Raw genomic sequence first — 23,849 nt, 5'->3', positions numbered from 1 at the left:
ATGAAAAAGGCTTTCTCAGTTGTTGTGGAAAAGAAAGTGCAGGATTTCCTTCGGGACGAAGCAGGGATGTCACGCCGAATGGTCAAAGATCTTAAGAAAAACGGAGGATTCTTCCGGAATGGAGCTGTGGTCAGTCATTACGATAAACTCTCACCGGGGGATGTGCTGACTGTAGAATTCCCTGCGGTGCATACTTTACCCGCCGAACCGGAAGCTACTCCGCTGACTGTAGTTTACGAGGATGAGGATGTACTGCTTATCGACAAGCCGGTCGGTATGGTGACCACGCCTTCCTGCCAGCATCCTCATGGTACGGTCGTCCAGGCTGTGCTTCATCATTACACACTGCAGAACTGGAAGCAGACCGTCCATTTGGTTAACAGGCTCGACAGAGATACAGGAGGACTGCTGCTGATAGCGAAACATCCCTACAGTCACTCGCTATTTTATAAAGAAGAGGCGGGACTGAGAAAAGGGTACACTGCCCTTGTTGAAGGAATGATGGAAGGGAAACAAGGCAGGATCACCTCGCCGATCGCCCGGGCGCAAGATTCGATTATAAAAAGAGAAATTTCCGCTGAAGGTAAATCAGCTGTCACCCGTTATGAAGTGCTGGAAGAAATGGGAGACAAAACCCTCGTCAGCGTGGGTCTTGAAACCGGAAGAACGCATCAGATAAGGGTGCACATGGCAAGTATCGGTCACCCTTTGACCGGTGATACGCTCTACGGGGCAGGTCCGTCAGCATGGTCCGAAGGGCAGGCTCTGCACGCAAGTTTTTTACAATTCATCCACCCCTGGACAAAAGAAAAGATGAGTTTCCGCTCTGCGCCTTCTTTTTACCCGAAAGCACGGAAGTTATCGGACTGAAAAGTCAGCAGGGAAGGGACCTGGACAATTTCTTCTTCCGGGAGGCGCAGAGCTGTCAGTTTATTACCGAAGACACATCCGGTGTCTATATTGACGGTATTGTTAATGAAACGGGGTTCCAGGACAGGCGTATGTCCATAAACGACACGTCTCGAACCGCTGTAATTCAGCGCCCAGTCCACGCGCTCCGGCCTTCCGTCCCGTAGTTTATTACCGGTGACGGGCCCGTAAAGAACGAAAGCGCGTATCCGTTTATTTAAATCACCGATATCCTGAGCCCGGATGCCGGCATGAGCTGCTACAGTATTTATTTCCGGCAGCTCCAAATAAACCGGTGCTTCCTCGAACAGCTGCATAAATTGAGCCCGGACCGTTTTCTGCTGCCGATTCGACAAATACCGGTATTCTTCCACGGTTGTTTCGAGACCGTGTTTTACCTGAACATCGTTTCCCAGAAAGAAACGATACAGTTTATCACAGTGATTGCCGGGGATATACAGTCCTTGTCGGGCTTCGATCACAATATCCCATACGAATTCGATCGTTTTAAGGGAGTGTGGACCCCGGTCTGTAATATCTCCGATAAATAAGGGGATTCTTCCTTCGGGATGGACGGGCACCCCGTTTTCATAACTGTACCCGAGCTCTGTGAACAATTGTTTTAATTCTTCGAGGCAGCCGTGTACGTCCCCGATGATATCGTAAGCCATAGAACATACTCCTTGTCATTGAAAATCGAACATGCCTTTTATGTAAAAAATTGTGAGCGTTCCAGTAAGCCTTCTGAATGGCAGCTGTCGCTTACACTTACTATATTATAACAAAGGAGGCGGGATAAAATGGAACATTTGGATGAAGAGGAACGCCAATATGCCTGGAACGAGGTGGAAGATTCACTGAGCGAAGGGAAAATCGACCAGTTTCGGGCCGAATTTCTGGAACTGCACCCTTATGATCAGGCGAAAGTTTTCGAAGAACTGGAAGAAGAGCTCCGCCAGGTTATTTATACATATGTGTCACCAAAAGAAATGGCGGATGTAATGGAGCACGTAGAACACGAGGAGTCGGAACCATACTTTTCTGAAATGGATCCAAGGTTCGCCTCCGAAGTTTTCGCCGAGATGTCCTCGGACGACGCCGTGGACATTTTGAATCAGCTGGAAAAAGACAAGGTCGCCAGTTTTCTGACGATAATGAACAAAGAAGACGCACAGGAAATCAAGGATCTGCTTCATTACGAAGAGAAGACAGCCGGTTCTATTATGACGACAGAGTATGTCTCCCTGAAAGCCTCCATGAAAGTGAGAGAGGCAATGGAACATTTACGTACGGAAGCACCGGACGCCGAGACGATTTACTATACGTACGTGGTGGACGACGACAAAAAACTGGCCGGCGTGATTTCTCTCCGGGATCTGATCATTTCTGAACCGGACTGGACCATCGAAGAGGCAATGAGCGACCGGGTCGTAAGTGTCTCGGTGGCTAAAGATCAGGAAGAGATTGCTCAGATGATGAGAGACTATGATTTCCTTGCGCTCCCCGTTGTCGACTTCCAGGACCATCTGCTCGGAATCATCACGGTGGATGACATTATGGATGTAATGGATGAAGAAGCAAGTGATGATTACTCCAAGCTGGCCGGTATATCCGATGTGGATGGCCCTAACGATAATGCGTTCACTTCTGCAAAAAAGAGACTCCCGTGGCTTATTATTCTGCTGTTTCTCGGCAGTCTCACGGCAAGTCTGATCAGTCAGTTCGAAGCTCAGCTGAATCAGGTAGCTATCCTGGCTATTTTCATCCCTCTTATCGCCGGTATGGCAGGGAACACAGGTACTCAGGCGCTGGCGGTCGCCATACGCGGAATAGCGACGGGAGAGATCAGGAAGCAGGGGAAAATGCGGATGATGTTAAGAGAAGCTTCCACCGGTCTCATAACAGGAGTCGTCTGTGGTGTTATCATCACTTTAGTAGTATATGTATGGCAGGGAAACTTTTTCCTTGGTCTGCTCGTAGGTATATCGGTCATGTCCGCTTTAATCGTAGCGACTATTGCAGGAGCCTTCGTTCCGCTGATTATGGATCGACTTAATATCGATCCGGCAGTAGCTTCCGGTCCTTTCATAACAACGATAAACGATTTGATTTCCATACTGATTTATTTCGGTATGGCTTCTGCATTCATGAATTTGCTGGTATAATTGTATTTTTGATAAAGGTATAATAAAATAGGAGCAGGTACTAACAACAAATACTAACCTCAAGGAGGGGTTTTGATGAATTTTTCATTAGAAGGCCGTACATATGTTGTAATGGGTGTGGCCAATAAGAGAAGTATAGCGTGGGGAATTGCCCGTTCTCTTCACGAAGCGGGAGCAAGACTTATTTTCACTTACGTAGGAGAACGTTTCGGTAAGTCGGTCCGTGAACTCGCCGAGTCACTTGAGGGACAGGAGCCTTTATTCTACGAGTGTGACGTGACGGATGACGAATCGATCATTCAGACTTTCGAATCGATCCAGAATGACGTGGGGACCATACACGGTCTGGCGCACTGCATTGCTTTTGCGAACCGTGAAGAACTTAAGGGAGAATTCCTGAACACGAGCCGGGACGGATTTCTTACAGCTCAGAATATAAGTTCCTATTCACTCACGGCAGTTGCCCGTGCAGCCAAACCACTTATGAAAGACGGCGGCAGCATTTTGACTATGACTTATCTCGGTGGAGAGAAAGTCGTCCAGAACTATAACGTGATGGGGGTAGCAAAAGCGAGTCTGGATGCTAATATGCGGTATCTTGCCAGCAACCTTGGTAAAGACAATATCCGTGTAAATGCTATTTCAGCCGGACCGCTCCGTACTCTCAGTGCAAAAGGTGTGGGAGACTTCAACTCGATTCTCGCCGAAATAGAAGAAAGAGCGCCGCTTCGTCGTCCGGTTACGCAGGAAGAGGTAGGAGATACTGCTTATTATCTTCTTAGTGACCTTTCCCGCGGCGTAACAGGAGAAATTATCCACGTTGATTCAGGGTTCAATATTATCGGTTTTTAAGTGTACAGATAGCGATGCCTCTCTCAAAACCGGAGGGGCATCTTTTTTAGTTTCCGAACATCAGGAAGCTGTAAGGAAGTCTTCGCAATTAAGTAACGGTTTCGTTATAATAAAGGGGAAAGGAGGGAGGGCATGCGTCAGACTCCCGCAAATCTCATTGAAGAAACGGCTGTCAGTGCCTGGAGGTTAACGGCTGTGTTGTATCTTATCATCCCCGTTGCTCTTCTCGCCGGTTCGATAGCAGCTTTTGTATACATATCATGGCCCTGGTGGGTCATCGCTATAGCAGTCTCCCTGCTGATAATTGACATAATTTTTTCTGTATTTCTTATTCCCAGGCTAAGATGGCGGCGCTGGAGATATGAAGTTTTTGAGCAGGAAGTTTATATTCAGCACGGCATCATTATAAGAAGAAGAACGCTAGTTCCTATGCTTCGTGTTCAGCACGTAGATACGAAACAGGGACCGATTCTGAAGAAATTCTCTCTTGCTACGGTGACGATATCGACGGCAGCGACGACTCATGAAATACCGGCGCTGACCGAGGAGGAAGCTTCCGGGTTGCGGGACAGAATTTCGGAACTTGCGAGGGTGGAAGAAAATGATGTATGAAAAACGTCTCCATCCTGCCTCCATCGTTTTTCAGTTCTTCCGTTCTCTGAAAGATGCAGCGCTCGGTTTTCTGCCTGTCCTCTTTATCATTTTCAACAGCGGTGCCTCCTGGTACGAATTTGCAGGGGTCGGGTTATTACTCGTTATTCTCCTCATCTTTTCCATTGTGAAATGGTTCAGGTTCTCTTATGTAGTTACAGGAGAAGAATTACAGATTAAGCAGGGGATCTTTGTACGCAGGGAACGCCGTATTTCCAAACACAGAATACAGTCGATAGATCTTACTCAAACCCTTCTGCACCGGATTTTCGGTTTGACGAAAGTGCAGATCGAAACCGCTGGAAGCGACGAGAACGTAGATGCTTCCCTTGCTGCGGTCACATTTGAAGAAGGGGAACGGGTTTCGGGAAATCTGAAACATAAAGGGGAAAGAACAGAAGAAGATTATGAAAAAGTATATCCGGAAGAAGTGATGAGCTATTCCAGACTGGCGCTTACCGGAGCAACTTCCGATAATGCGATAATTATTTTTGGTCTGCTTTGGCTTCTGTTTTCCCAGGCCAATCAGATTATTCCGGAACAGATGTATGAAGATGCCACCAGATGGCTGTTTTCATTAGCTGTACAGTTTCTTATCTTCCTTGTTCTTATATCGGTCCTCATCGTATGGGGAGCGGGTATTCTCTGGACGATGGTCAAGTATGCGAATTTCACGATTACAAGATATGAAACGGAGCTGTACATGAGATACGGACTTATCGAGAAGCGGCAGCGCACGATTCCTGTTAACAGAATTCAGGCAGTTATCGTAAAAGAGAATATCATCAGACAACTGCTCGGTCTTTGTTATGTGTATGTAGAGGTAGCCGGAGGCGTGAATGGGGGAAAAATGGAGGGGAGTACGGTTTACCTGCTTCCGTTATTAAAAAAGAACGACGTGCCCGATTTCCTTAATAAATACCTTCCGGAGTACTATCGGGACAACCCTGGGATGAAAAGACCACCGCTAAGGAGTCTTCCCTATTATATATGGGGAAGTCTACTCGTGTCGTTAACGTCAGTTATCGTCGTTTCATTGACAGTACCCGCATGGGTGCTCCTCCCCGTCGCAGCCCTTGTGTTATTCCCGGGGTGGGGAGTGATCCGCTGGCGGACCTCAGGTATCTCATTTGATGAAACTTATTTAAACCTTCAGTATCGGAAAGTCAGCAGAGAAACTGTGACGTTAAAACGTGCACGTCTCCAGGCGTTCGAGAAAAAAGATACGTGGCTTTACAGAAAACAGGGACTGGCGACGATCGATGCAGCTATTCTGAATAACGCCCAGGGCAGGCACTTCGTGGTGCCGGCCTTATGGGAGGAGGACGTTGCGAAAGCTTCGGAAACTTTTTCGAAAGTTCCCGGCATCCATAAAAAATTGAGTGAAGAAAGGGGAGGATAGTATCAACATTCCTATTCTGTATGAAGACAATCACTTGCTTGTCGTGGAGAAACCGGTGAATGTGCCGGTGCAGGAAGATGCGAGCGGGGATGAAGATCTGTTGAGCATTCTAAAAAATGATATCAAAGAACGGTACAATAAACCCGGGAACGTTTATCTGGGGCTCGTACATCGCCTGGATCGTCCGGTAGGCGGAGTGATGGTCTTCGCGAAAACTTCCAAAGCTGCCTCCCGTCTCTCGGATCAGATCAGAAGAAATGCCATGGAGAAATATTATTTGGCGATCTCGAGAGGGAGTATGGATTCACCGAAGGCCCGGCTGAAAGACTACCTCGTCAAAGACCGGAAGAAGAATGAGGTCTATGTCGTAGGTAAGGATCATAGACGCGGGAAAGAAGCGGAACTTGAATATGAAGTAAAGCAGGAAGAATCCGGGATGTGTCTCCTGGAAATAGATCTTTATACCGGTCGTCCCCATCAGATAAGAGTCCAGCTCGCCCACCAGGGAGCACCGATCTATGGAGATCAGAAATACGGAGGGAAAGTCAATCACCCGGGTCAGCAGATTGCTCTCTGGTCTCACAGGCTCGTACTTTCTCACCCTGTGAAAAAAGAGGATATGACATTCGAATCTATGCCACCGGATCAGTATCCCTGGAATGTCTGGCCGGAATACACGAATCGGGATATGTAACATAAACGAATCGCTACTGTACGCAGTACCGGTTCGTTTTTTGCGTATTATATCAAAAAAGGGGGTATAGAGATAAGAAAGAGGAGGGAGAATGATGGGCTATATCTTACCTGTTAACCATTATCAGTATCAGGATTACCATCAGCGCATCACGGAACGACAGCAAGCTCCGCGGGGAATAGAAAAAGCCTGGAAAATTGTCCTTGATCAGAAAGTGAAGGAACGCAGGCAGACGAGAGAAGAGGACAGGCTGGAATACCAACAGATCAGCGGGTTGCTATACGCGCCTTCGACGGTTCATAAAACTCATAGCAGAAACTCATCTTTACCTCTTCATACTCAGGAAAAAATTTACTCACGGGTAACAGGAAAAGGTTCCTTTTTCAGCGAATCCGTATAGTATAGCTGGAAAGGGGAGAAGATATATGGAATTCAGGAAACTGACGGAACATGTCAATTATTTTGATGGTGTTGTAAATATCGGCTACGTACAAAGCGGCGATACGGGTCTTTTGATTGATGCGGGAATCGATGACTCGACTGTAAAAAAAGCAGTTCGATACCTGAGAGAGAATGAGTTCCCGCTTACCCACCTTTTTCTTACTCATGCACACGCGGACCATTACGGGGGAGCGGCATTTTTACGGAAGAAGTACGGGGTGATCACTATCGCTCCGAAATTTGAAGCAGCAATTATGGAGAATCCGACAATTGAACCTTTATATCTATCCTCCGGTAATGACCCTCTCCCTGAGACGCGGAATAAATTTCTGGAAGGACCTCCGGTGAAAATTGACCGGGTAGTTGAAGAAGGAACAGTGCAAATCGGGGAAGTGGAAGCACGAATGATTACATTTCCCGGCCACAGTTACAACCAGGGCGGGCTGGTAATAGATAACATATTATTCGCCGCTGACAGCTATTTCGGTCCTGAGTACATTCATAAACATAAAATACCTTACATTACTGACAGCTCGTTCCACGAAGCCTCTCTTCACAAATTATTGGATCTTAAAGTGCTTGGAGCCGTACCGGGCCATGGCGTATTTGAACAGGATTTTAAAAAGACAGTGCGGACCAACCTGGATTATTACGAAAAATTAACTGAGTATATGAAGGAATGGATACGGGAGCACGGAGAAGTGTCGCATGAAGAACTGGTAGCCGGTATGTGCCGGGCTTACGGAGTGGAAACGCAGCACGTTTCAGCCTGGCTGTTATACCGGACGGCGGTTACGGCTTTTGCAAACGGACTTATGAGAAACGGGGAAGTTACTTTCTTTATAAAAGAGTCCCGGTTGTTTTTTTCTTTGAAATAAATAAAAGGCACGAGACGAATTCCATGACCATATTAATCCGATATTACCCGGGAAATATATATGAAAGCGCTAACGAAATGTTTGACAAATTTGTGAACAAGGGTAATAATGTTAGTAAGAGGTGATGGAAATGAACTCTAAAACTTTAAACACTGTCCAATACGTCGGAGCAACTCTTCTCATTATGGGTACTGTGACATTTTTGTTAAGTATAATGGGACTTGGAGACCGCACGTTGACTATGATCGGAGTTGGTCTCGTAATGGGTTCAGTCTTCATTTTTATGATGGGATTGTTCCTGTCACTATCCGAAGAATTAACGGTCCGTTACAAAAAAGAAAACCGGCGATTCAATCAATAAAATGAAATGAAGAATGCCCTAATTTTTTTGGAATTAGGGCTTTGTTATGGAAATTGGAATAGATCAATGGAGGAGCAGAGCTATGGATACGGAATGCAGATTACTGGAGACAGGGGACGCCCTGGAATTTCTTGAATTAAGTAAAGAACTAGATGAATCGGGAAATATGCTGTATGCACCCGGGGAAAGAGAGATAAGTGTGAAGGAACAGGAAGAAATGATCCGGAATGTTAATGAAGACCGTTCGACAGATTTGTTTATAAGTGAAGAGAATGAAGAAATCACGGGCTTTATTATGCTTCGAGGTAGTGCACTGGAAAGGGCCCGTCATTGTGCATACATAGCTCTTGGAGTAAAGGAAAGTCAAAGAGGCAAAGGAACAGGTAAGCAGCTCCTGCGAAGAGGCTTTCGCTGGGCCAGAGAGCGGGGAGTGACCCGGCTTGAGCTGACCGTACTTACACACAACGCTGCTGCTATTCATTTATACAGGCAAATGGGCTTCAAAATAGAAGGTGAAAAAGTGAATTCCCTGAAAATAGAAGGGGAATACATAAATGAATACTATATGTATAAATTGCTTAAATGAAAGAAACAGGCAGAGTTTGTCTCTGCCTGTTTCTTTATTCCACGTGATTTTCCACTCGTCTGTCTGTGGTTCAGATTAATTAATATCCCCAGACCATAGCCAGTAATGAACCGAACACGATGGCCAGGGCGATGAAAATACCATAGTAAGTGTTCAAATAAATGGAATCTGAATCAGGTGATTCTCCCGCGTGCATAAATACCACAAGCTGAAGTCCTGCCTGTGTAAAAGCAGTAAGCAGAAGAACTACCATGCCAACTGTAAAACTCATATCCAGAAAATAGACGAGCAGGGCAATCACTGTTAAAGCGAGAGAAGCGACGAAACCTGTAAGCTGTTTAGCCGGAAATAGTTCTCTCATATTACATCATTCCTTTCAGGTAGACGAAGCTGAAAATGAAAATCCAAACGACGTCCAGAAAGTGCCAGTACAGGGAAAAGATGAATGTTTTGTTGGCTGTACGTGGCGTAAACCCGTGCTTGACGATTTGTACGATGATCCCGGCTCCCCAGAAGAGACCGAAGGAGACGTGGGCTCCGTGCGTACCGAGAAGAGTGAACAACCCGGCGGAAAAAGCACTTGTCTGAAGAGACAGGCCTTCGTGTACGTACTCGTAAAATTCATAAATCTCAACTCCGACGAACCCGGCCCCTAATACAAGAGTAATTGCCAGGAATGTCAGCGTAGCACCTTTTCGGCCGAGACGCATAGCATTGACCCCGAGACCTATCGTAAAACTGCTGGTCAGAAGGACGAACGTCTGAATCATTAAGGTAGAGATGACGAAAAGCTGGCCACCGGAAGGTCCATCTGCAATGCGACCTTCCATAATGAAATAGGTGGCGAAAAGGGTAGCGAACAACGCGATCTCAGCCCCTATAAAGACCCAGAAACCGATAATATTCAAAGCGTTAGTTTCCGTGCTGTATTCCATTGGTGTAGAGTGCTCTGTACTCATCGCGTCTCACCTCTCTTATCGTTTTCGGTATCTCTTACTTCCTGTTCATGAATATGACGGCCGTCGTCCTGTTCGAAGGAACGTATGAAGAGAAGGACGGCTATACCGGCAGCGGCAACATAGACGACCGGCCACAGACTGAATACGAGTCCAAAGCCTGCCACAAAGAAGAAAGCTCCCATAATGAACGGCTGTCCACTGTTGTTAGGCATGTGGATGTCTTTGATTTCCTCTTTGAATAACGTTTTCCCTTCATATTTCGAGTCCCAGAATGGTTCGCGTGAATCGACTTGCGGAGTAACCGCAAAGTTGTATTCCGGCACCGGTGTACGGGTAGCCCATTCAAGGGTACGTGCATCCCATGGATCGTCTCCGATATCACGGGTTGCATAGCGGGCACTGTAATATACGTTAAATACAATCAGTATAAAGCCCATTGCAAGTCCAAGAGCACCGAAGAACGACAGAAGGTTCCAAATTCCGAACCCGGCTACTTCGGAATACGTGTACATACGGCGGGCCTGACCATCGAGTCCCGAAATGAACATAGGGAAGAACGCGAGACACGTACCGATTGCAATATTCCAGAAAGCCCATTTTCCGATTCTTTCGTTCAGCATGAAACCGAACATCTTCGGCCACCAATACGTCATCCCGGCAAGCATTGCAAATACAACCCCTGGGATGATTACGATGTGGAAGTGTGCCACAAGGAACATCGTATTGTGATACTGATAGTCGGCACTGGCGATACCGAGCATGACCCCGGTAACACCTCCGATTGTAAATATCGGAATAAATCCGAGAGAATACAACATAGGCACCGTAAATTGAATTTTCCCTTTCCACATCGTGAACAGCCAGTTGAATATTTTAATACCCGTAGGTATAGCGATGGCCATTGTAGTGATGGAGAAAATACTGTTTACGAGAGCACCCTGCCCCATCGTAAAGAAGTGGTGTACCCAAACGAGGAAAGCAAGGGTCGAAATAACGACAATAGCGACGACCATGGATGTATAGCCGTACAGGTTCCGTTTGGAGAACGTAGAAATAACTTCACTGTATATACCGAAAGCCGGGAGCACCAGAATGTAAACTTCGGGGTGACCCCATACCCAGAAGAAGTTGGCCCACAGCATCGCCATTCCTCCGTTATCCATTGTGAAGAAATGGGTTCCGAACAGACGGTCCATGGTACCCATAGCCAAAGCTACTGTCAGTACCGGGAAAGCAAACGTTATTAACAGGTTGGTAATAAGCGCCGACCAGGTGAAAAGCGGCATTTTCATCAGTTTCATGCCCGGGGCACGCATTTTGAAAATCGTAACGATGAAGTTAATACCGGTAATCAACGTACCCAGTCCGGCAATCTGTAACGCGATCATGTAATAGTTGGTCCCGATGTGTGGGGACAGTTCGTTACCGGCGAGCGGGAAGTACGATGTCCAACCGGAGCTCGGTGATCCCCCGATGACGAACGACAGGTTGAAAAGCATCGCTCCCATGAAATACAACCAGAAACTGAGGGCGTTCAGTCTCGGGAAAGCAACGTCGCGCGCTCCGATTTGCAAAGGAACGACGAAGTTCATTAAAGCTGTAATAAAAGCCATGGCCATGAAGAAAATCATGACAACGCCGTGGGTGGTGAATATTTCATTATATTCGGCTGCGCTTAATAGTTCGTTACCGGGCATGGAAGTTTGGGCACGCATCATCAGCGCGTCGACTCCGCCCCTGAAAAGCATAAGCAGTGCAGAAATCAAATACATGATTCCTATTCTTTTATGATCAACCGTCGTCAACCACTCACTCCACAAGTATCCCCACTTTTTGAAATAGGTGATACCGGCAAGGACCGCAATCAGTGTAAGACCGATTGCGACCATAGATAAATAAATGGTGGGAGTTGGGTTAGGTACGGCAAATTGTTTAAAAAACTCCATCCATAAGACTCCTCTCTTTTAATGGTCCGACTGCTCTTGCTCCATTTCTTGCTCCATTTCTTTCTTCATTTCTTCCTCGCTCATCTCCCCGTGCTCCTCAGGAGGAGGGCTGAAATCAAGGTGAGTACTGCTGAAGGTTTTCTGGCCCAGATGTCCGGGTTCGAGCAGTTTATTGAATGTTTTTTCATCCAAAGGTTCCGCAGTATTTTTTACTTCTTTCACCCATTCATCGAACTCTTTCTGGGAGACAGCACTCACGTTGAAGGTCTGTTCAGCGAACCCTTCACCGGAGAAGTTGGCATTACGTCCCTGCATTTCTCCTTCTTCCGTAGCGGCAAGATTCAGAGTTGTAATCATTCCTGTCATAGCGTATTTTTGACCGGCCAATTGAGGAATCCAGAAACTCGAAATGGCATCGAAAGAATATAAGCGGAACTCTACAGGGCGGTCAGTAGGAAGGAAAAGATAGTTTACAGTCTCAATATCTTCTTCCGGATAACTGAAATGCCATTTCCAGTTGGAGGAAGCAGCATAAATTACCATAGGCTCCTCATCTTTGAACTGTTTCGGCACGCTTTCTGCTTCATATGTGCTTTGTACAGAGACGAAGGAAAGGAATACGATGATCAATACCGGAATACCAATTGTGGTTATCTCCACCCAGATGTTCCCTTTCACTATCGGTGGTCTGTAGTCAGATGGTGTTTTTGTCGAGCGATATTTAACCAGGATATATATTAAGATAACGAAGACCACGACAACAACGAATAGCATAGTCCATATAGATATCCATATGATATCTTTTAATAGTGCTGCCTGTGGTCCCATGGGATCAAAGACAGTTAACGGTTCGCATCCGCTCAGGAAAAGTAAAAAAGACAAAAGCAAACCGGAAAATAGCCACTGTTTCTTCATGTTCAGACTCCTTTCTGAATTAACTGCTGTTAATGCGTGTTTCCATCATAGGGGCTTTATACAGACTTTCGCAACGAATATGACAACAGTTCACAAATTGTTCATGTATGTTGAATGAATTGTCACGAAAAAATGTCGGTCCTGTGAATAATGTGACAAAAAGGTGGAAGAAAAGACACAGAATCAATGTTTGTCAGCACTGACATCACCGGATTGTTATGTACGGTTTTATCGTCATAAAAACACGGAGCGATGGATCTCCTCTTCAGAAAAAATGTCCTGAAGTTTCAGCTTCAGGACATGATTTCAATAAACAGTTCCACAAGTTTGGGGTCGAACTCTTTGCCAGAATACTTTTTAAGCTCCTGTAATGCTTCCTCTTTAGAAATAGCAGGGTGATAAGGGTGGTCACTGACCATCGCATCATACGCCTCGCAGATATGGATAATGCGGGCCTCTAACTTAATGTCTTCCCCTTCCAGGTTAAGAGGATATCCACGGCCGTCATAATGTTCATGGTGGGTGAGTACGATCATTGATAAATCCGCGAACTCTTCGGAAGCATTCAATATCCGGTGCCCAATTTCCGGATGTCGCTGCACGAGTTCATTCTCTTCCGCAGTTAGCGGAGTATCCTTGTTGAGAATAGAGTGATCAATGGTGATTTTCCCTATATCATGGAGCATTCCTGCCGTCTTCAGGTTCAATAGTCTCGTTTCATCAAGATCCAGAGCCTGACCCAATTTTTCGGCCAGGCTGCTCACACGCTGGGAGTGGGCTTCTTCACGCGGGACTTTTTCGAAAAGACTGGCCATCATACTGTTGATATAGCTGGTCCGATGGCTGTTTCGCTGGAACAGTTTATTTCTATACATCCGGTTCTCTGCATATTGAAGAACTTCCTCGGTGGACTGGAAGGCCATTTTTTTGACAGAGGAACCGAAAGAAGTAGTGATGTATAATTTATTATCGCCTTCAATTACACAGGATTTCACTAACTGGGCACGTATTTCCTTCACTTCTTTTTCGGACGTGTTCGGGAGAATAATAGCGAATTCATCCCCTCCGATGCGGAATACTTCATCATTCGTTCTGGTGTTTTCCGAAAGCGCTTCGGAAACTTTTTTTACAACGTTGTCCCCTTCGGGGTGACCGAAGGCATCATTGATAAGTTTCAAACCGTTGATATCTCCCAGTATAAATCCAAGTGGGAAATTTTGGGATGTATCCATTTCCTGAACTTTTTTCTCGAAGTAACGACGATTGTACAGTCCTGTCATTTCATCATGGATGGAAAGGTGTTCAATGTGTTTCTGGTAATTGACGTTTTCTGTCTGATCGATACAGGCGATTCTATACTCACCTTTATTAATCACGTTACTTTCCATATGCACATGTTTTTCTTTTCCGTTTATGTCCAGAGTAATATCTATCGGCTGTATATCCTTCTGATGTTCGAGTTGTTTCGTATGGAAATAAAAAGCATCCTGGCTATCTTCGCTGATCCACTCAAACAGTTTTGAACCTGTCAGATCCTCGTTTTCAAAGAGAGAGGAAGCTTTCCTGTTGCAGTCCGTAATGGAAAAGGAACCATCTACAGTCAGGTAAGAAATAGGGGCTTCATAAAACAAAGATTCATAATTTTCTTTTACCAGTACCAACTCATGATTTGTCCGTTTCAACTCTTCGTTCTGAAAACGGAGTTCTTCATGGTAGACCGACAGTGTAGAAAGAATTTCCTCTTTTGTTTCGTTTTTGTAGTCTTCAATATTGTTCCCCTGAAGAATTTGTTCGATTATTTCTTCCATACGTTCCATAAGTTTAGTCTCCTTGCTTCATGTAGTTGGAAATATCTATGATAGTACCGCCGATACGGAGCGGGTCTTCATCGTGATCTTTCTCGAGGACTCTCCCCAAAAAATGGACAGGGATGAAACTTCCATCTTCACACTGATAAGAAGCGAACAGGTTGATACTCTTCTTCTTCCCCGAAAGCATTTTTTCAAAAGCTACTTTTATATCATTTGTCTTAAAATATCGGCTGACTTCGTTGAGCGTCGTAGGAAAATCTTCCTTTCCATAACCGCAGTTCTGTAAAAAGGAAGGGGAGACGTCGAAATGATCGGCACGGCCATTGAATTCCCACCATCCCATATTGCTGATTTCAAGGACCTGCTCAAATTTCTCCTTCGTTTCCATCACTTTTGACCGTTCCTTTTTCAAATTCGTGATTTCTACGAGTGTGACGATAATTCCGTTAACGGAGTTATACTCTGTCCGGTAAGGACGGATGCGGACGAACCAGTGCCTGCCTTTATTATCCTCTATCTCTTTTTCTTTCTTTATAAGAGAATCCAGTACTTCGTACACGTCATCCACAACTTCGGGGTACTCGGACATGACCGAAATATGGGATATTGGTCTGCCTATATCCTCATCACGTACGTTTGAAACCTCCTTCATAAGTGGGGTGATTCTTCTTATACAGAGCATTTCATCGAGATAGAGCGCTCCTATCTCTGTATTATTCAATAGGTTGTTCAGGTCGTTATTGGCTTTTTTCAGTTCCTCGATTTTTTCCTGGTACTCGTTATTGACTGTATAGATTTCTTCATTCACGGATTGGAGTTCTTCGTTCGTGCTTTGCAATTCTTCATTGGAAGCGGTCAGTTCTTCGTTGGATGTCTGTAATTCTTCGTTGGATGTCTCCAGTTCTTCCACTGTTGCCTGCAGACCCTCTCTGGCAAGCTGGAGTTCGGATTCCAGATATCGGACCCGCTCTTTCATTTGATCCGACACATCCACTTCCTCACTATTTTTTACTTTCACCTCAGTAGCTTCAATAAAACTGATGAAGTAGAAAAATTGATACTTCATTTCGATGATGTGGCCGCTCAGGGAGAGAGAAGTCTCCTCTCCTGCTCCGTTCATGATATTATTCAACCGGACGTGAGTACGCTCTGCTTTCAGTCTGCGAAGGATATTGTTTACAAATAACGAGAGTTCCCGGGACATGTTGGTATTGAAATTATTTGAAAACTTGCCCGGCTGCGGTCGCAAATAATCCGACATATCATTAATAACGTGAATAATCTGATCGTTACCGTCGATAATTATGGAAGGGGGAGAGATACTGGATACAGCTTTTTGTAATACATTTTCAAGATTTACATTCTGGGCCACAGACTTTGCAGGCTGGGTGTTTTTCTCAATTTCCGGGCCTTTGTCACTGTACAGAGATATTCCCGAAGGATGGTCGGGCCGGTAATCCTCCCGAGGTTTGTAAAATTTCCATTTGTTATCTATGGACCGGTAAGCCTTCGTTAAATCTCCGAGAGTCTCACTGGTACCGAGGAATAAGTATCCATTTTTTAATAACGAGTAATAAAATTTATTCAAAATATACTGCTGTGTTTCGCTTTTAAGATAAATGAACAAATTCCTGCATACGAGAAGATCAAGCCGGGAAAAAGGAGGATCATTCACAAGGTTATGTTTCGCAAAAACGACCATTTTTCTTATGGAATTAGCTATGCGGTATCCTTCTTCTTCCTTTATAAAATATTTGGCTACAAGTTCAGGAGGGACATCCGACATCAGGCTCTCCGGGTAGACACCGTTACCGGCGGTTTCAAGTGCTTTGTCATCTATGTCTGTTGCGAAAATTTTCAGACCGGTCTGCAGATTGTTTTTTTCCATGTATTCACATAGAAGTATAGCAAGCGAATAAACTTCTTCGCCGGTGGAACACCCGGCGGACCAGATCCGGAGAGCCTCCTTGTTATAATCGAGTTTGGGGAGGACATTTTCGGTAAGACTGTCAAAAGCCTCTTTATCCCGGAAGAAACCGGTGACGCCTATAAACAATTCCTGTTGGAGTATATTTCTTTCCTTTTCCGAATTAGAGAGATGTTCCGCGTATTCTTCAAGTGTTTGAAGCCGGTTCAGCTTCACTCTTCTGTTAATCCTGCGGATCATCGTCGTCTCTTTATAGTTATCGAAATCTATTTTTGAGTGACTTCTCATAATTCTGTTTATCCGCGACAACATACTTTTTCCGTCGGAGGTTTGTAAAGACCTGTTAACGGGGTCTGCCGGATGAGTAACGTAATTGATTATCTCTTCAGCCATGTCATCCGGAGGGAGAATGTAGTCGATGAGACCGGTGGAAATCGCACTTCGTGGCATCCCGTCAAATTTGGCAGTAGTCTCGTCCTCCGCTATCACCATTCCGTCGGCATCTTTCAGGGCACGAACCCCGAGAGTACCATCGCTTCCGGTACCGGAGAGTATGACCCCGATGCTGTTTCTACCCTGGTCTTCAGCCAGTGATTTAAAAAACAGGTCTATCGGAAGATTCAGGTGTTTTCGTTCGGTTTGTTCACTTAAATGGAGAGTGCCATGATAAATGGAGAGATTTTTACGGGGCGGGATAAGGTAGACGGAGTTCGGCTCCGTCGCCATCATGTCTTCGGCTACATGGATATTCATACTCGTATAGCGGCGCAAAAGGTCATCCATGTGGCTTTCGAAGTCGGGGGAAAGATGCTGGATGATAATGAAAGTGAGACCTGTATCGTTGGGCATGGTTTTGAAAAAGCGTTCGAGAGATTCGAGGCCTCCTGCGGAAGCACCGATGCCGATGTAATATTTTTCTTCAGTATGTGACATAATTTCACCTCTATCGATTTCTTATGCAGATAATAATAATTGTACATGAGAAATCTTTATATGATAATAAAAAATACTTCCGTAATGGTTTTCCTCAACAAAAAAAGTCTTTCTCTCCCTAAGGAAGAAAAAGACTTTCAGTAGTGGGCCGTGCTGGGATCGAACCAGCGACCTCTTGGTTGTCGACCAAGCGTTCTCCCGCTGAACTAACGGCCCGTGTTTTGAATATGTAAGTAAGACATGTAATAATATACTATGTGTACTCTATATATGTCAAACGTTTTTTAAATAAAGATTCGAAAGCTTAACTATGATAAAATAAAAGTAAATGTTTGAAACTTCAACGTAAGGGTAAAATCTATGGATGATTAAACGATGCAGGGGTGTTCATGTGAAAAGGAAAGGCACATTCGAAGAACATACGATAAACAGTGAGTATTTAAAAGAAGAAATGAAACTGAAAGTATATTTACCGGAGAATTTTTCCGAACTGTACAAATATCAGTTCTGTATCATGCAGGATGGGGACGATTATTTTCAGATGGGAAGGGCAGCTACCCTGAGCGATGAACTTCATGAGTCCAAACAGATTTCTCCGACTATCTTTGTGGGGATCCATTATGAAGATAAATTCGACAGGCAGGATAAATACCATCCGGAAGGGAAAAGACAGCAGAATTATATAGATTTTATTGTAAACGAAGTTGTTCTTTTCCTGGATCAGACGTATCCGAGTCATTGTATGGCCAGCTGTCGTACACTGATCGGTGATTCCCTCGCAGGTTCTCTGGCTTTCATGATCGGATGCCGTTATCCTTATACTTTTTCCAACATTATAATGCAGAGCCCGTTCGTGAATGAGACGGTACTGGAAGAAGCTAAGAAAGCAAGCGACTTCACACCGCTGTCGATTTATCATACGATTGGTACTAAAGAGACAGAAGTAACTACCACAGAAGGCGAAGTAAAGGATTTTCTCAATCCGAACCGCGAACTGAATAAATACCTTGAAAGAAAACCGTTCGATTACACGTTCCACGAAATTGAAGGAGGGGACCACACATGGGGGTCCTGGCAGAAAGACTTCAAAAGGGGACTTGTTACTATAATCGGAAAATGAACAGGAGGGACGCAAGATGAAATATGGTATAGCTATTTTTCCGTCTAAAAAAGTCCAGGATGAGGCAAACTCTTACAGAAAAAGGTACGACTCTCATTATGCTCTCGTACCGCCTCACATCACTTTGAAATATCCTTTTGAATCGGACGATGAAGAAATCGAGAGAACCATTATCCCTGCGCTGGATGAGATTGCAAAAAAAACGAGGCCGATCGATATAGAAGTGAAGAAGGTAGGTTCCTTTAAGCCGGCAGCAAACGTGCTGTATTTAAAGATAGAGCCTAACGAAGATCTCCACAGACTGAGTGAAGAAATGCATGAAGGTGCTCTTGAAGGAGAAAGAGAACATACTTTCGTACCGCATATCACTATTGCACAGAGTCTGTCGGACGATGAATTCTCCGACATATATGAAAGTCTGCGGATGTCCAAGTTCGATCTTACCGACCGGTTAGACCGTTTTCAACTGCTCTACCAGCTCGATAACGAATCGTGGAGTGTGTATGAAACGTTCCGCCTGAAAGGGGAATAGAAATTATAGAAATAAAGACAGTATCTACAGAAGAGGAAAGAAAAGATGCCTACTCCGTACGGAGAAAAGTGTTTATTGAAGAACAGAATGTCACAGAAGAAGAGGAGCATGATGGTCTTGATGAAGTGTCTGTGCATTTCGTTGGTTATGAAGACGATCAGCCCGTCGCAGCCGCACGTCTCCGCATAATGGATGACTACGGAAAACTTGAACGTATTTGTGTGCTCAAGGAACATCGTGGCTTGTCATTCGGGAAACAGATGATAGGTACGATGGAAGAGCGCGTCCAGAAAGAAGGAAGGGATAAGGCGAAGTTGAATGCTCAGACCCGGGCGGAAACTTTTTATGAAAGTCTCGGCTATCGTACGACTTCTGATGAGTTTATGGATGCCAATATTCCGCACGTAACGATGGAAAAAAGCTTCCGTTAATAAGACAATATAGCAAAAGAGAAAGCAACAGGCGATTTATCCGCCTGCTGCTTTCTCTTTTTGTTTTTCGTTTTTTTGTTCCTGAGCCTGTCTTTCCCACTCGTCCCACTGCTCGTCACTAGGCGGAGAGGTGCGCTTAATGAATAAAGCAAGAACCGTTGATACCGCCGAGAGAGCGGCAATGAGGAAGAAAGCGAAATTAACCCCAAAGATATCCGGCCTCTCCATGGATGTGAGAGATGCTGCTACGTCTTTGGATGTTGTCATCAGAGTAACTAGAACGGCAGTACCCACAGAAGCAGCGATTTGTCTCATCGTGTTACTCACCGCAGCTCCGTGCGGGATAAGTTTATTAGGCAGCTCATTCAAACCTGAAGTGGTGACGGGCATCATCACCATTGAGAAACCGAACATGCGGATAGCGTAGACGACCACCAGGTAAGTGAGAGTCGTTTCCGTATCAAGTACTCCCAAAAGGACTGTCCCGGTCGTCATGATCGAGAGACCTATCACTCCGAGCACACGTCCTCCGATCCGGTCAAAAATCCTTCCGGTAATAGGAGACATCAACCCGGAAATGAGAGCCCCCGGAAGAAGTACGAGACCGGATTCGAGCGCAGTGAAACCACGCATGTTCTGCATGAAAAGCGGAATCAGTGTTTCAGAACCTATAAGCCCCATGAACGTGATGCCGGCGATAATGGTAGTCAGTCTGAATGTTTTCAGTTTGAATACCCTGAACTCAAGCATCGGATGAGTCATACTCAACTGTCTTCTGATAAAAGCGAAGAGAATGACGGACCCGGCTGCAAGGCCGAGGAGAGTGATAGGGCTTCCCCATCCATTGTTTCCGGCACTTGTAAATCCGTACAGTAGTCCTCCGAAGCCGAACGTGGAAAGAAGTACGGAAGGAATATCGAGTTTCGGATTTTTTAGTTCCGTCACGTTCCTCAGTACGAAGAAAGCTACCAAAATCATAATAATGACAAGCGGGAAGATGAACCAGAACAGGTATCTCCATGTAAATTCTTCAGTCACCCACCCGGAAAGGGTAGGGCCGATGGCAGGGGCGAAGGAAATAACGAGTCCTATGTACCCCATGGCCGTTCCGCGTTTTTCCACCGGGAATATAAGCAGGAAGACCGTCTGCATCAGCGGAAGCATGATACCGGCCCCGGCTGATTGAATTACGCGTGCCGCGATTAAGCTCTGGAAGTTAAAAGCGATACCTCCAAGAAATGTTCCAACCAAGAAAATTGTCATAGCTGTCATGAACAGCTGTCTTGTTGTGAATTTTTCTATTAAAAATGCGGTAATCGGAATCATTATTCCGTTCACGAGCATAAAGACGGTGGTCAGCCACTGGGCGGAGTTGGCTGATACACTCATTTCTTCCATAATCGGAGGAATGGCCGTAATCATAAGTGTCTGGTTAAGGATCGTAATGAAAGATCCTGATATGAGCAATGCCGCAACCAGAACTCTGTTGTAGTTCTGTTCCACCATTGATAACCCTCCTTTAGTTTGCATAGACTAATGGAATATTATACTCTCACGCTCCGGAGGTGACAACAATTTCAAACCCGTTCTCAGTAAATAAATGAAAACAGGGGCCAGACAGCTGTTTTATAAAAGATTACCAGAAATACAAAAAAATGTTCACCTGCGGGAATAGTAGGCATTTTTAACGATTGAGCATAGACAACAGTGTGAATAAATTTTACTATGAATTTAAGATATATGAAACGAACCTATTTTGAAGTCGTCGAGGGGTGAGTATTTGGAACTGAACAACAATACCAGGCTGTTAACGTTGTTACGTATCCTTTTTGAAGAGACGGACGAAAATAACGAACTGAGCATTACGGAAATGAGCAGTAAGTTACAGGAGTTTTTCGGGGTGGATAGAGAATTCGATTCGAGAACCCTGAAAAGTGACATGAACGTGCTGGAAGAGATCGGTTATGAAATCATAAAAAACCGGGGAAAATTCGGCAAAGTATATTACAGTTTTCAGGACAGATTGTTTGAAACGTATCAGCTCCGATTGTTGAATGATGCCATTTTGTCGGCCCGTTTCATTAATGGGGAAGAAAAAAAGAAACTTATTAAAAAACTGGGCAAATTAACGAGCAGACATATTGCTGCAACCCTCCCGGACCCTCTTATATTTTCACAGATGACAGCGAACGATTATGATCAGGTTAAAATCAATATTGATCACGTGCACCGGGCTATTTCCGAGCAGCGGGTCGTCTGCTTCAAGTATGGTAAATACAACATGAATAAAACGTTCGAATATCATAGAAACGGAGACGAGTACGAAGTGAAGCCGTATGCCCTTATCTGGCAGAACGACTTCTACTATTTGATCGGCTGGTTCCGTAAAACAGAAGAGATGCGTCACTATCGTCTGGATCGTATAAGAAACATCCGTATCGCCGAGGAGACGTTTGAAAAAGGTGACTTCGATGTTCAGGAGTACGTTAATCAGAGCTTTCACATGTTCTCTGGCGAAAATATGAAAGTCGAAATAAAATTCCATCAGTCCCTTCTGAATGTAGTACTCGACAGATTCGGTCTGGAAGTATCGGTGAAACAGGTGGACGAAGAGTATTTTCTCCTGTCCACAGAAGGGAAGATGAGTACGGGACTCGTCACCTGGGTACTCCAGTGGGGGCACAAGGCCCGGGTTGTATCTCCACGTACCCTTAAACAGGAAGTGGAGAAGGAGATTGAGAAAATGAGACGTCTTTATGAAGAATGAAGTTCTGGACCCCCTGGCCGGCCAGGTTCTTACAGTACAATTAAACAAAGCCGGCAATGGGCGTTGAAGAAATACGGGGATAATAGATTTTTTTGAAACGAATCGATTGTAAAAAAGGCCCTGCTCTGGTATGTTGGAAGTAATTCAATACCACATCTTATTTCAAATAATGTTTGAAGTAAGGGTAGAGGTGCAATAATCATTAGTAGATGCAGGGAGAAGCGGAGGCTTCGGTGAATCGCATCGAAAGGGGACATTGCCGAAGTGGCAGAAGCCTCATGATTCTGACCGCTGGTTCTGGTATTTAAAAGATGCAGAACTGTCATATAGGAGACTATATGGAGGGCTATCTTACGGAGAAACGATATACATGTTTCTACGGCAACAGCGGCCCTGATTTCCGTTGTTGCTTTTTATTATGGTCCTCCGCACCTAAATCTAAAAATCTCAAAAAGGGTGTGTAACAATGAATTTTGGACAATTATTAACGGCCATGGTGACGCCTTTTGACGACCAGGAGGACATCGATTATAACCGGACGAGAAACCTCGTGGAGCATTTGATCCTCCACGGCTCGGAGGGACTTGTCGTAGCCGGAACGACCGGAGAGTCCCCGACTTTGACGGCTGAGGAGAAAGTGGAGCTTTGCCGCTTTGTAGTGGAAGTCGCAGACGGAAGAGTACCGGTCATCGCAGGTACCGGTTCCAACAATACGAAAGCCACTGTAGAACTGACGAAACGGATAGAAGCAGTGGGAGTGGACGGTATTATGCTCGTAGCTCCTTACTATAGCAAACCTTCTCAGGAAGGCCTGTATCGTCACTTTTCTCAAGTGGCTGCAGCAACTTCACTCCCGGTCATGTTATACAATATTCCCGGACGGAGTGTCGTAAACATTGAACCCGATACGATTATCAGGCTTGCTGAAATCAAGAACATTGTTTCTGTAAAAGAAGCGAGCGGTGATCTGGATGCTGCCACGCGTATCATCAGCCAGACACCTCAGGACTTTTCCGTTTACACCGGAGAAGACAGTCTGACGTTACCGATGTTATCCGTAGGGGGCGCCGGAGTCATTTCCGTGTCTTCCCATGTTATCGGTGACGAAATGAAAGACATGATAGACAGTTACAAGCGTGGGGATGTGAAGACGGCGGCCACTCTGCACGGGTACATTCTGCCTATGATGAAACTTATTTTTGCCCAGCCGAGCCCTTCTCCTGTGAAGGAAGCCCTGAATTACATGGGAGTTTCCGTAGGGAGCGTACGCCTTCCTATGATTCCTTTGGACGACGCCGAATGTTCAGCACTGCATAATATGATAGATATTTATCAGCAAAAGAAAGTAGCAAGCATTTAAGCTGTATAGAGACCGGGACAGCACAGATAATGGAAAGACAAGGACCGGTTAATTCATTGAAACGATTTTCTGGAGAACAACACGGAGACTTCTGCGGGCCGTGCCCGCAGGATGCGAAGTGTTGTTCTTTTTTATTTATACGTCGAACCCCCTCCTGGAACCGGACAGCATCGTCCGACTTCCTGGGGGGATAATTTTTGTCATGGACT

23 protein-coding genes, 1 tRNA gene and 1 riboswitch are annotated in these 23,849 nt (G+C 45.1%); of the genes, 15 read left to right on the top strand and 9 right to left on the bottom strand.

Annotation, left to right across the window (positions count from 1 at the left end):
- The gene (locus tag AAV35_RS09240) at positions 1–870 is read left to right on the top strand and encodes an RluA family pseudouridine synthase (RefSeq protein ID WP_008590061.1); all 870 of its coding nucleotides are present in this window, start codon (positions 1–3) and stop codon (positions 868–870) included.
- On the opposite strand, the gene prpE is transcribed toward AAV35_RS09240, so the two are convergent.
- Positions 840–1,580, bottom strand: coding sequence for a bis(5'-nucleosyl)-tetraphosphatase PrpE (gene prpE, locus AAV35_RS09235; RefSeq protein ID WP_008590058.1), 741 nt, complete (start codon positions 1,578–1,580; stop codon positions 840–842). The two genes, AAV35_RS09240 and prpE, sit on opposite strands and share 31 nt — an antisense overlap.
- A 129-nt stretch (positions 1,581–1,709) precedes the next feature.
- On the opposite strand from prpE, the gene mgtE reads away from it, so the two are divergent.
- The 9 genes from mgtE (at position 1,710) to AAV35_RS09190 (ending at position 8,939) form a co-directional block, all read left to right on the top strand.
- Positions 1,710–3,074: a magnesium transporter gene (gene mgtE, locus AAV35_RS09230; protein ID WP_008590057.1), complete on the top strand. Its 1,365-nt coding sequence runs from the start codon at positions 1,710–1,712 to the stop codon at positions 3,072–3,074.
- Positions 3,075–3,149: 75 nt separating this feature from the next.
- Positions 3,150–3,926, top strand: coding sequence for an enoyl-ACP reductase FabI (gene fabI, locus AAV35_RS09225; RefSeq protein WP_008590055.1), 777 nt, complete (start codon positions 3,150–3,152; stop codon positions 3,924–3,926).
- 132 nt (positions 3,927–4,058) lie between these two features.
- On the top strand, positions 4,059–4,538 hold the full coding sequence (locus tag AAV35_RS09220) for a PH domain-containing protein (RefSeq protein WP_008590053.1): 480 nt from the start codon (positions 4,059–4,061) through the stop codon (positions 4,536–4,538).
- Positions 4,528–5,979 (top strand): PH domain-containing protein, encoded by a 1,452-nt coding sequence (locus AAV35_RS09215; protein ID WP_052034750.1) that lies wholly within the window; start codon positions 4,528–4,530, stop codon positions 5,977–5,979. Before AAV35_RS09220 ends, AAV35_RS09215 begins: the two co-directional genes overlap by 11 nt.
- A gap of 1 nt (position 5,980) precedes the next feature.
- Positions 5,981–6,673: an RluA family pseudouridine synthase gene (locus tag AAV35_RS09210; protein ID WP_040609390.1), complete on the top strand. Its 693-nt coding sequence runs from the start codon at positions 5,981–5,983 to the stop codon at positions 6,671–6,673.
- 94 nt (positions 6,674–6,767) lie between these two features.
- Complete coding sequence (locus tag AAV35_RS09205; protein WP_008590046.1) at positions 6,768–7,073, top strand: hypothetical protein; 306 nt, start codon at positions 6,768–6,770, stop codon at positions 7,071–7,073.
- Positions 7,074–7,098: 25 nt separating this feature from the next.
- A complete protein-coding gene (locus tag AAV35_RS09200; RefSeq protein WP_008590044.1) occupies positions 7,099–7,992 on the top strand; it encodes an MBL fold metallo-hydrolase in 894 nt (297 codons plus the stop codon).
- A gap of 130 nt (positions 7,993–8,122) precedes the next feature.
- Positions 8,123–8,353 carry a hypothetical protein gene (locus AAV35_RS09195; protein ID WP_008590042.1) on the top strand — a complete coding sequence of 77 codons (231 nt, stop codon included), beginning with the start codon at positions 8,123–8,125 and terminating at the stop codon, positions 8,351–8,353.
- A gap of 82 nt (positions 8,354–8,435) precedes the next feature.
- Positions 8,436–8,939, top strand: coding sequence for a GNAT family N-acetyltransferase (locus tag AAV35_RS09190; RefSeq protein WP_008590040.1), 504 nt, complete (start codon positions 8,436–8,438; stop codon positions 8,937–8,939).
- Between the two features lie 79 nt (positions 8,940–9,018).
- On the opposite strand, the gene qoxD is transcribed toward AAV35_RS09190, so the two are convergent.
- The 7 genes from qoxD to AAV35_RS09155 form a co-directional block, all read right to left on the bottom strand.
- Positions 9,019–9,300 (bottom strand): cytochrome aa3 quinol oxidase subunit IV, encoded by a 282-nt coding sequence (qoxD, locus tag AAV35_RS09185; protein ID WP_008590038.1) that lies wholly within the window; start codon positions 9,298–9,300, stop codon positions 9,019–9,021.
- A gap of 1 nt (position 9,301) precedes the next feature.
- Positions 9,302–9,898: a cytochrome aa3 quinol oxidase subunit III gene (gene qoxC, locus AAV35_RS09180; RefSeq protein WP_008590035.1), complete on the bottom strand. Its 597-nt coding sequence runs from the start codon at positions 9,896–9,898 to the stop codon at positions 9,302–9,304.
- A complete protein-coding gene (qoxB, locus tag AAV35_RS09175) occupies positions 9,895–11,844 on the bottom strand; it encodes a cytochrome aa3 quinol oxidase subunit I (protein WP_008590033.1) in 1,950 nt (649 codons plus the stop codon). The genes qoxC and qoxB overlap by 4 nt, the downstream gene beginning before the upstream one ends.
- A gap of 18 nt (positions 11,845–11,862) precedes the next feature.
- A complete protein-coding gene (qoxA, locus tag AAV35_RS09170) occupies positions 11,863–12,759 on the bottom strand; it encodes a cytochrome aa3 quinol oxidase subunit II (RefSeq protein ID WP_008590031.1) in 897 nt (298 codons plus the stop codon).
- 293 nt (positions 12,760–13,052) lie between these two features.
- Positions 13,053–14,576, bottom strand: coding sequence for an HD domain-containing phosphohydrolase (locus AAV35_RS09165; protein WP_008590028.1), 1,524 nt, complete (start codon positions 14,574–14,576; stop codon positions 13,053–13,055).
- Between the two features lie 4 nt (positions 14,577–14,580).
- Complete coding sequence (locus AAV35_RS09160) at positions 14,581–17,430, bottom strand: CheR family methyltransferase (RefSeq protein WP_008590026.1); 2,850 nt, start codon at positions 17,428–17,430, stop codon at positions 14,581–14,583.
- A gap of 144 nt (positions 17,431–17,574) precedes the next feature.
- A tRNA-Val gene (locus AAV35_RS09155) sits at positions 17,575–17,646 on the bottom strand.
- A 175-nt stretch (positions 17,647–17,821) separates the two neighbouring features.
- Between AAV35_RS09155 and AAV35_RS09150 the strand changes: the two genes are divergently transcribed.
- The 3 genes from AAV35_RS09150 to AAV35_RS09140 all read left to right on the top strand — a co-directional run bounded on the left by AAV35_RS09150 (position 17,822) and on the right by AAV35_RS09140 (position 19,513).
- Positions 17,822–18,550, top strand: a complete 729-nt coding sequence (locus tag AAV35_RS09150) for an alpha/beta hydrolase (protein ID WP_008590025.1) — start codon at positions 17,822–17,824, stop codon at positions 18,548–18,550.
- Between the two features lie 16 nt (positions 18,551–18,566).
- Positions 18,567–19,082 (top strand): YjcG family protein, encoded by a 516-nt coding sequence (locus AAV35_RS09145; RefSeq protein ID WP_008590023.1) that lies wholly within the window; start codon positions 18,567–18,569, stop codon positions 19,080–19,082.
- Between the two features lie 68 nt (positions 19,083–19,150).
- On the top strand, positions 19,151–19,513 hold the full coding sequence (locus AAV35_RS09140) for a GNAT family N-acetyltransferase (protein WP_008590021.1): 363 nt from the start codon (positions 19,151–19,153) through the stop codon (positions 19,511–19,513).
- Between the two features lie 36 nt (positions 19,514–19,549).
- Here the strand turns inward: AAV35_RS09140 and AAV35_RS09135 are convergent, their stop codons facing one another.
- A complete protein-coding gene (locus AAV35_RS09135; RefSeq protein ID WP_008590019.1) occupies positions 19,550–21,019 on the bottom strand; it encodes an MDR family MFS transporter in 1,470 nt (489 codons plus the stop codon).
- Between the two features lie 274 nt (positions 21,020–21,293).
- On the opposite strand from AAV35_RS09135, the gene AAV35_RS09130 reads away from it, so the two are divergent.
- Entirely contained in the window at positions 21,294–22,280 is a 987-nt protein-coding gene (locus tag AAV35_RS09130) for a helix-turn-helix transcriptional regulator (protein ID WP_008590017.1), read from the top strand.
- Between the two features lie 177 nt (positions 22,281–22,457).
- Positions 22,458–22,637: riboswitch (Lysine riboswitch) on the top strand.
- A gap of 109 nt (positions 22,638–22,746) precedes the next feature.
- Complete coding sequence (gene dapA / locus AAV35_RS09125; protein ID WP_008590014.1) at positions 22,747–23,640, top strand: 4-hydroxy-tetrahydrodipicolinate synthase; 894 nt, start codon at positions 22,747–22,749, stop codon at positions 23,638–23,640.
- Positions 23,641–23,849 lie beyond the last annotated feature (209 nt).

Origin of the sequence: Salimicrobium jeotgali (assembly GCF_001685435.2) — a bacterium.
GTDB classification, from domain to species: domain Bacteria; phylum Bacillota; class Bacilli; order Bacillales; family Halobacillaceae; genus Salimicrobium; species Salimicrobium album.
Note: the sequence above shows the minus strand (reverse complement) of the source record. Positions and strands in the feature narration are given on the sequence as shown.

Coding starts and splice junctions, on each gene's coding strand:
- AAV35_RS09240 (WP_008590061.1), top strand. CDS start 1: ATGAAAAAGGCTTTCTCAGTTGTTGTGGAAAAGAAAGTGCAGGATTTC.
- prpE (WP_008590058.1), bottom strand. CDS start 1,580: ATGGCTTACGATATCATCGGGGACGTACACGGCTGCCTCGAAGAATTA.
- mgtE (WP_008590057.1), top strand. CDS start 1,710: ATGGAACATTTGGATGAAGAGGAACGCCAATATGCCTGGAACGAGGTG.
- fabI (WP_008590055.1), top strand. CDS start 3,150: ATGAATTTTTCATTAGAAGGCCGTACATATGTTGTAATGGGTGTGGCC.
- AAV35_RS09220 (WP_008590053.1), top strand. CDS start 4,059: ATGCGTCAGACTCCCGCAAATCTCATTGAAGAAACGGCTGTCAGTGCC.
- AAV35_RS09215 (WP_052034750.1), top strand. CDS start 4,528: ATGATGTATGAAAAACGTCTCCATCCTGCCTCCATCGTTTTTCAGTTC.
- AAV35_RS09205 (WP_008590046.1), top strand. CDS start 6,768: ATGGGCTATATCTTACCTGTTAACCATTATCAGTATCAGGATTACCAT.
- AAV35_RS09200 (WP_008590044.1), top strand. CDS start 7,099: ATGGAATTCAGGAAACTGACGGAACATGTCAATTATTTTGATGGTGTT.
- AAV35_RS09195 (WP_008590042.1), top strand. CDS start 8,123: ATGAACTCTAAAACTTTAAACACTGTCCAATACGTCGGAGCAACTCTT.
- AAV35_RS09190 (WP_008590040.1), top strand. CDS start 8,436: ATGGATACGGAATGCAGATTACTGGAGACAGGGGACGCCCTGGAATTT.
- qoxD (WP_008590038.1), bottom strand. CDS start 9,300: ATGAGAGAACTATTTCCGGCTAAACAGCTTACAGGTTTCGTCGCTTCT.
- qoxC (WP_008590035.1), bottom strand. CDS start 9,898: ATGAGTACAGAGCACTCTACACCAATGGAATACAGCACGGAAACTAAC.
- qoxB (WP_008590033.1), bottom strand. CDS start 11,844: ATGGAGTTTTTTAAACAATTTGCCGTACCTAACCCAACTCCCACCATT.
- qoxA (WP_008590031.1), bottom strand. CDS start 12,759: ATGAAGAAACAGTGGCTATTTTCCGGTTTGCTTTTGTCTTTTTTACTT.
- AAV35_RS09165 (WP_008590028.1), bottom strand. CDS start 14,576: ATGGAACGTATGGAAGAAATAATCGAACAAATTCTTCAGGGGAACAAT.
- AAV35_RS09160 (WP_008590026.1), bottom strand. CDS start 17,430: ATGTCACATACTGAAGAAAAATATTACATCGGCATCGGTGCTTCCGCA.
- AAV35_RS09145 (WP_008590023.1), top strand. CDS start 18,567: ATGAAATATGGTATAGCTATTTTTCCGTCTAAAAAAGTCCAGGATGAG.
- AAV35_RS09135 (WP_008590019.1), bottom strand. CDS start 21,019: ATGGTGGAACAGAACTACAACAGAGTTCTGGTTGCGGCATTGCTCATA.
- dapA (WP_008590014.1), top strand. CDS start 22,747: ATGAATTTTGGACAATTATTAACGGCCATGGTGACGCCTTTTGACGAC.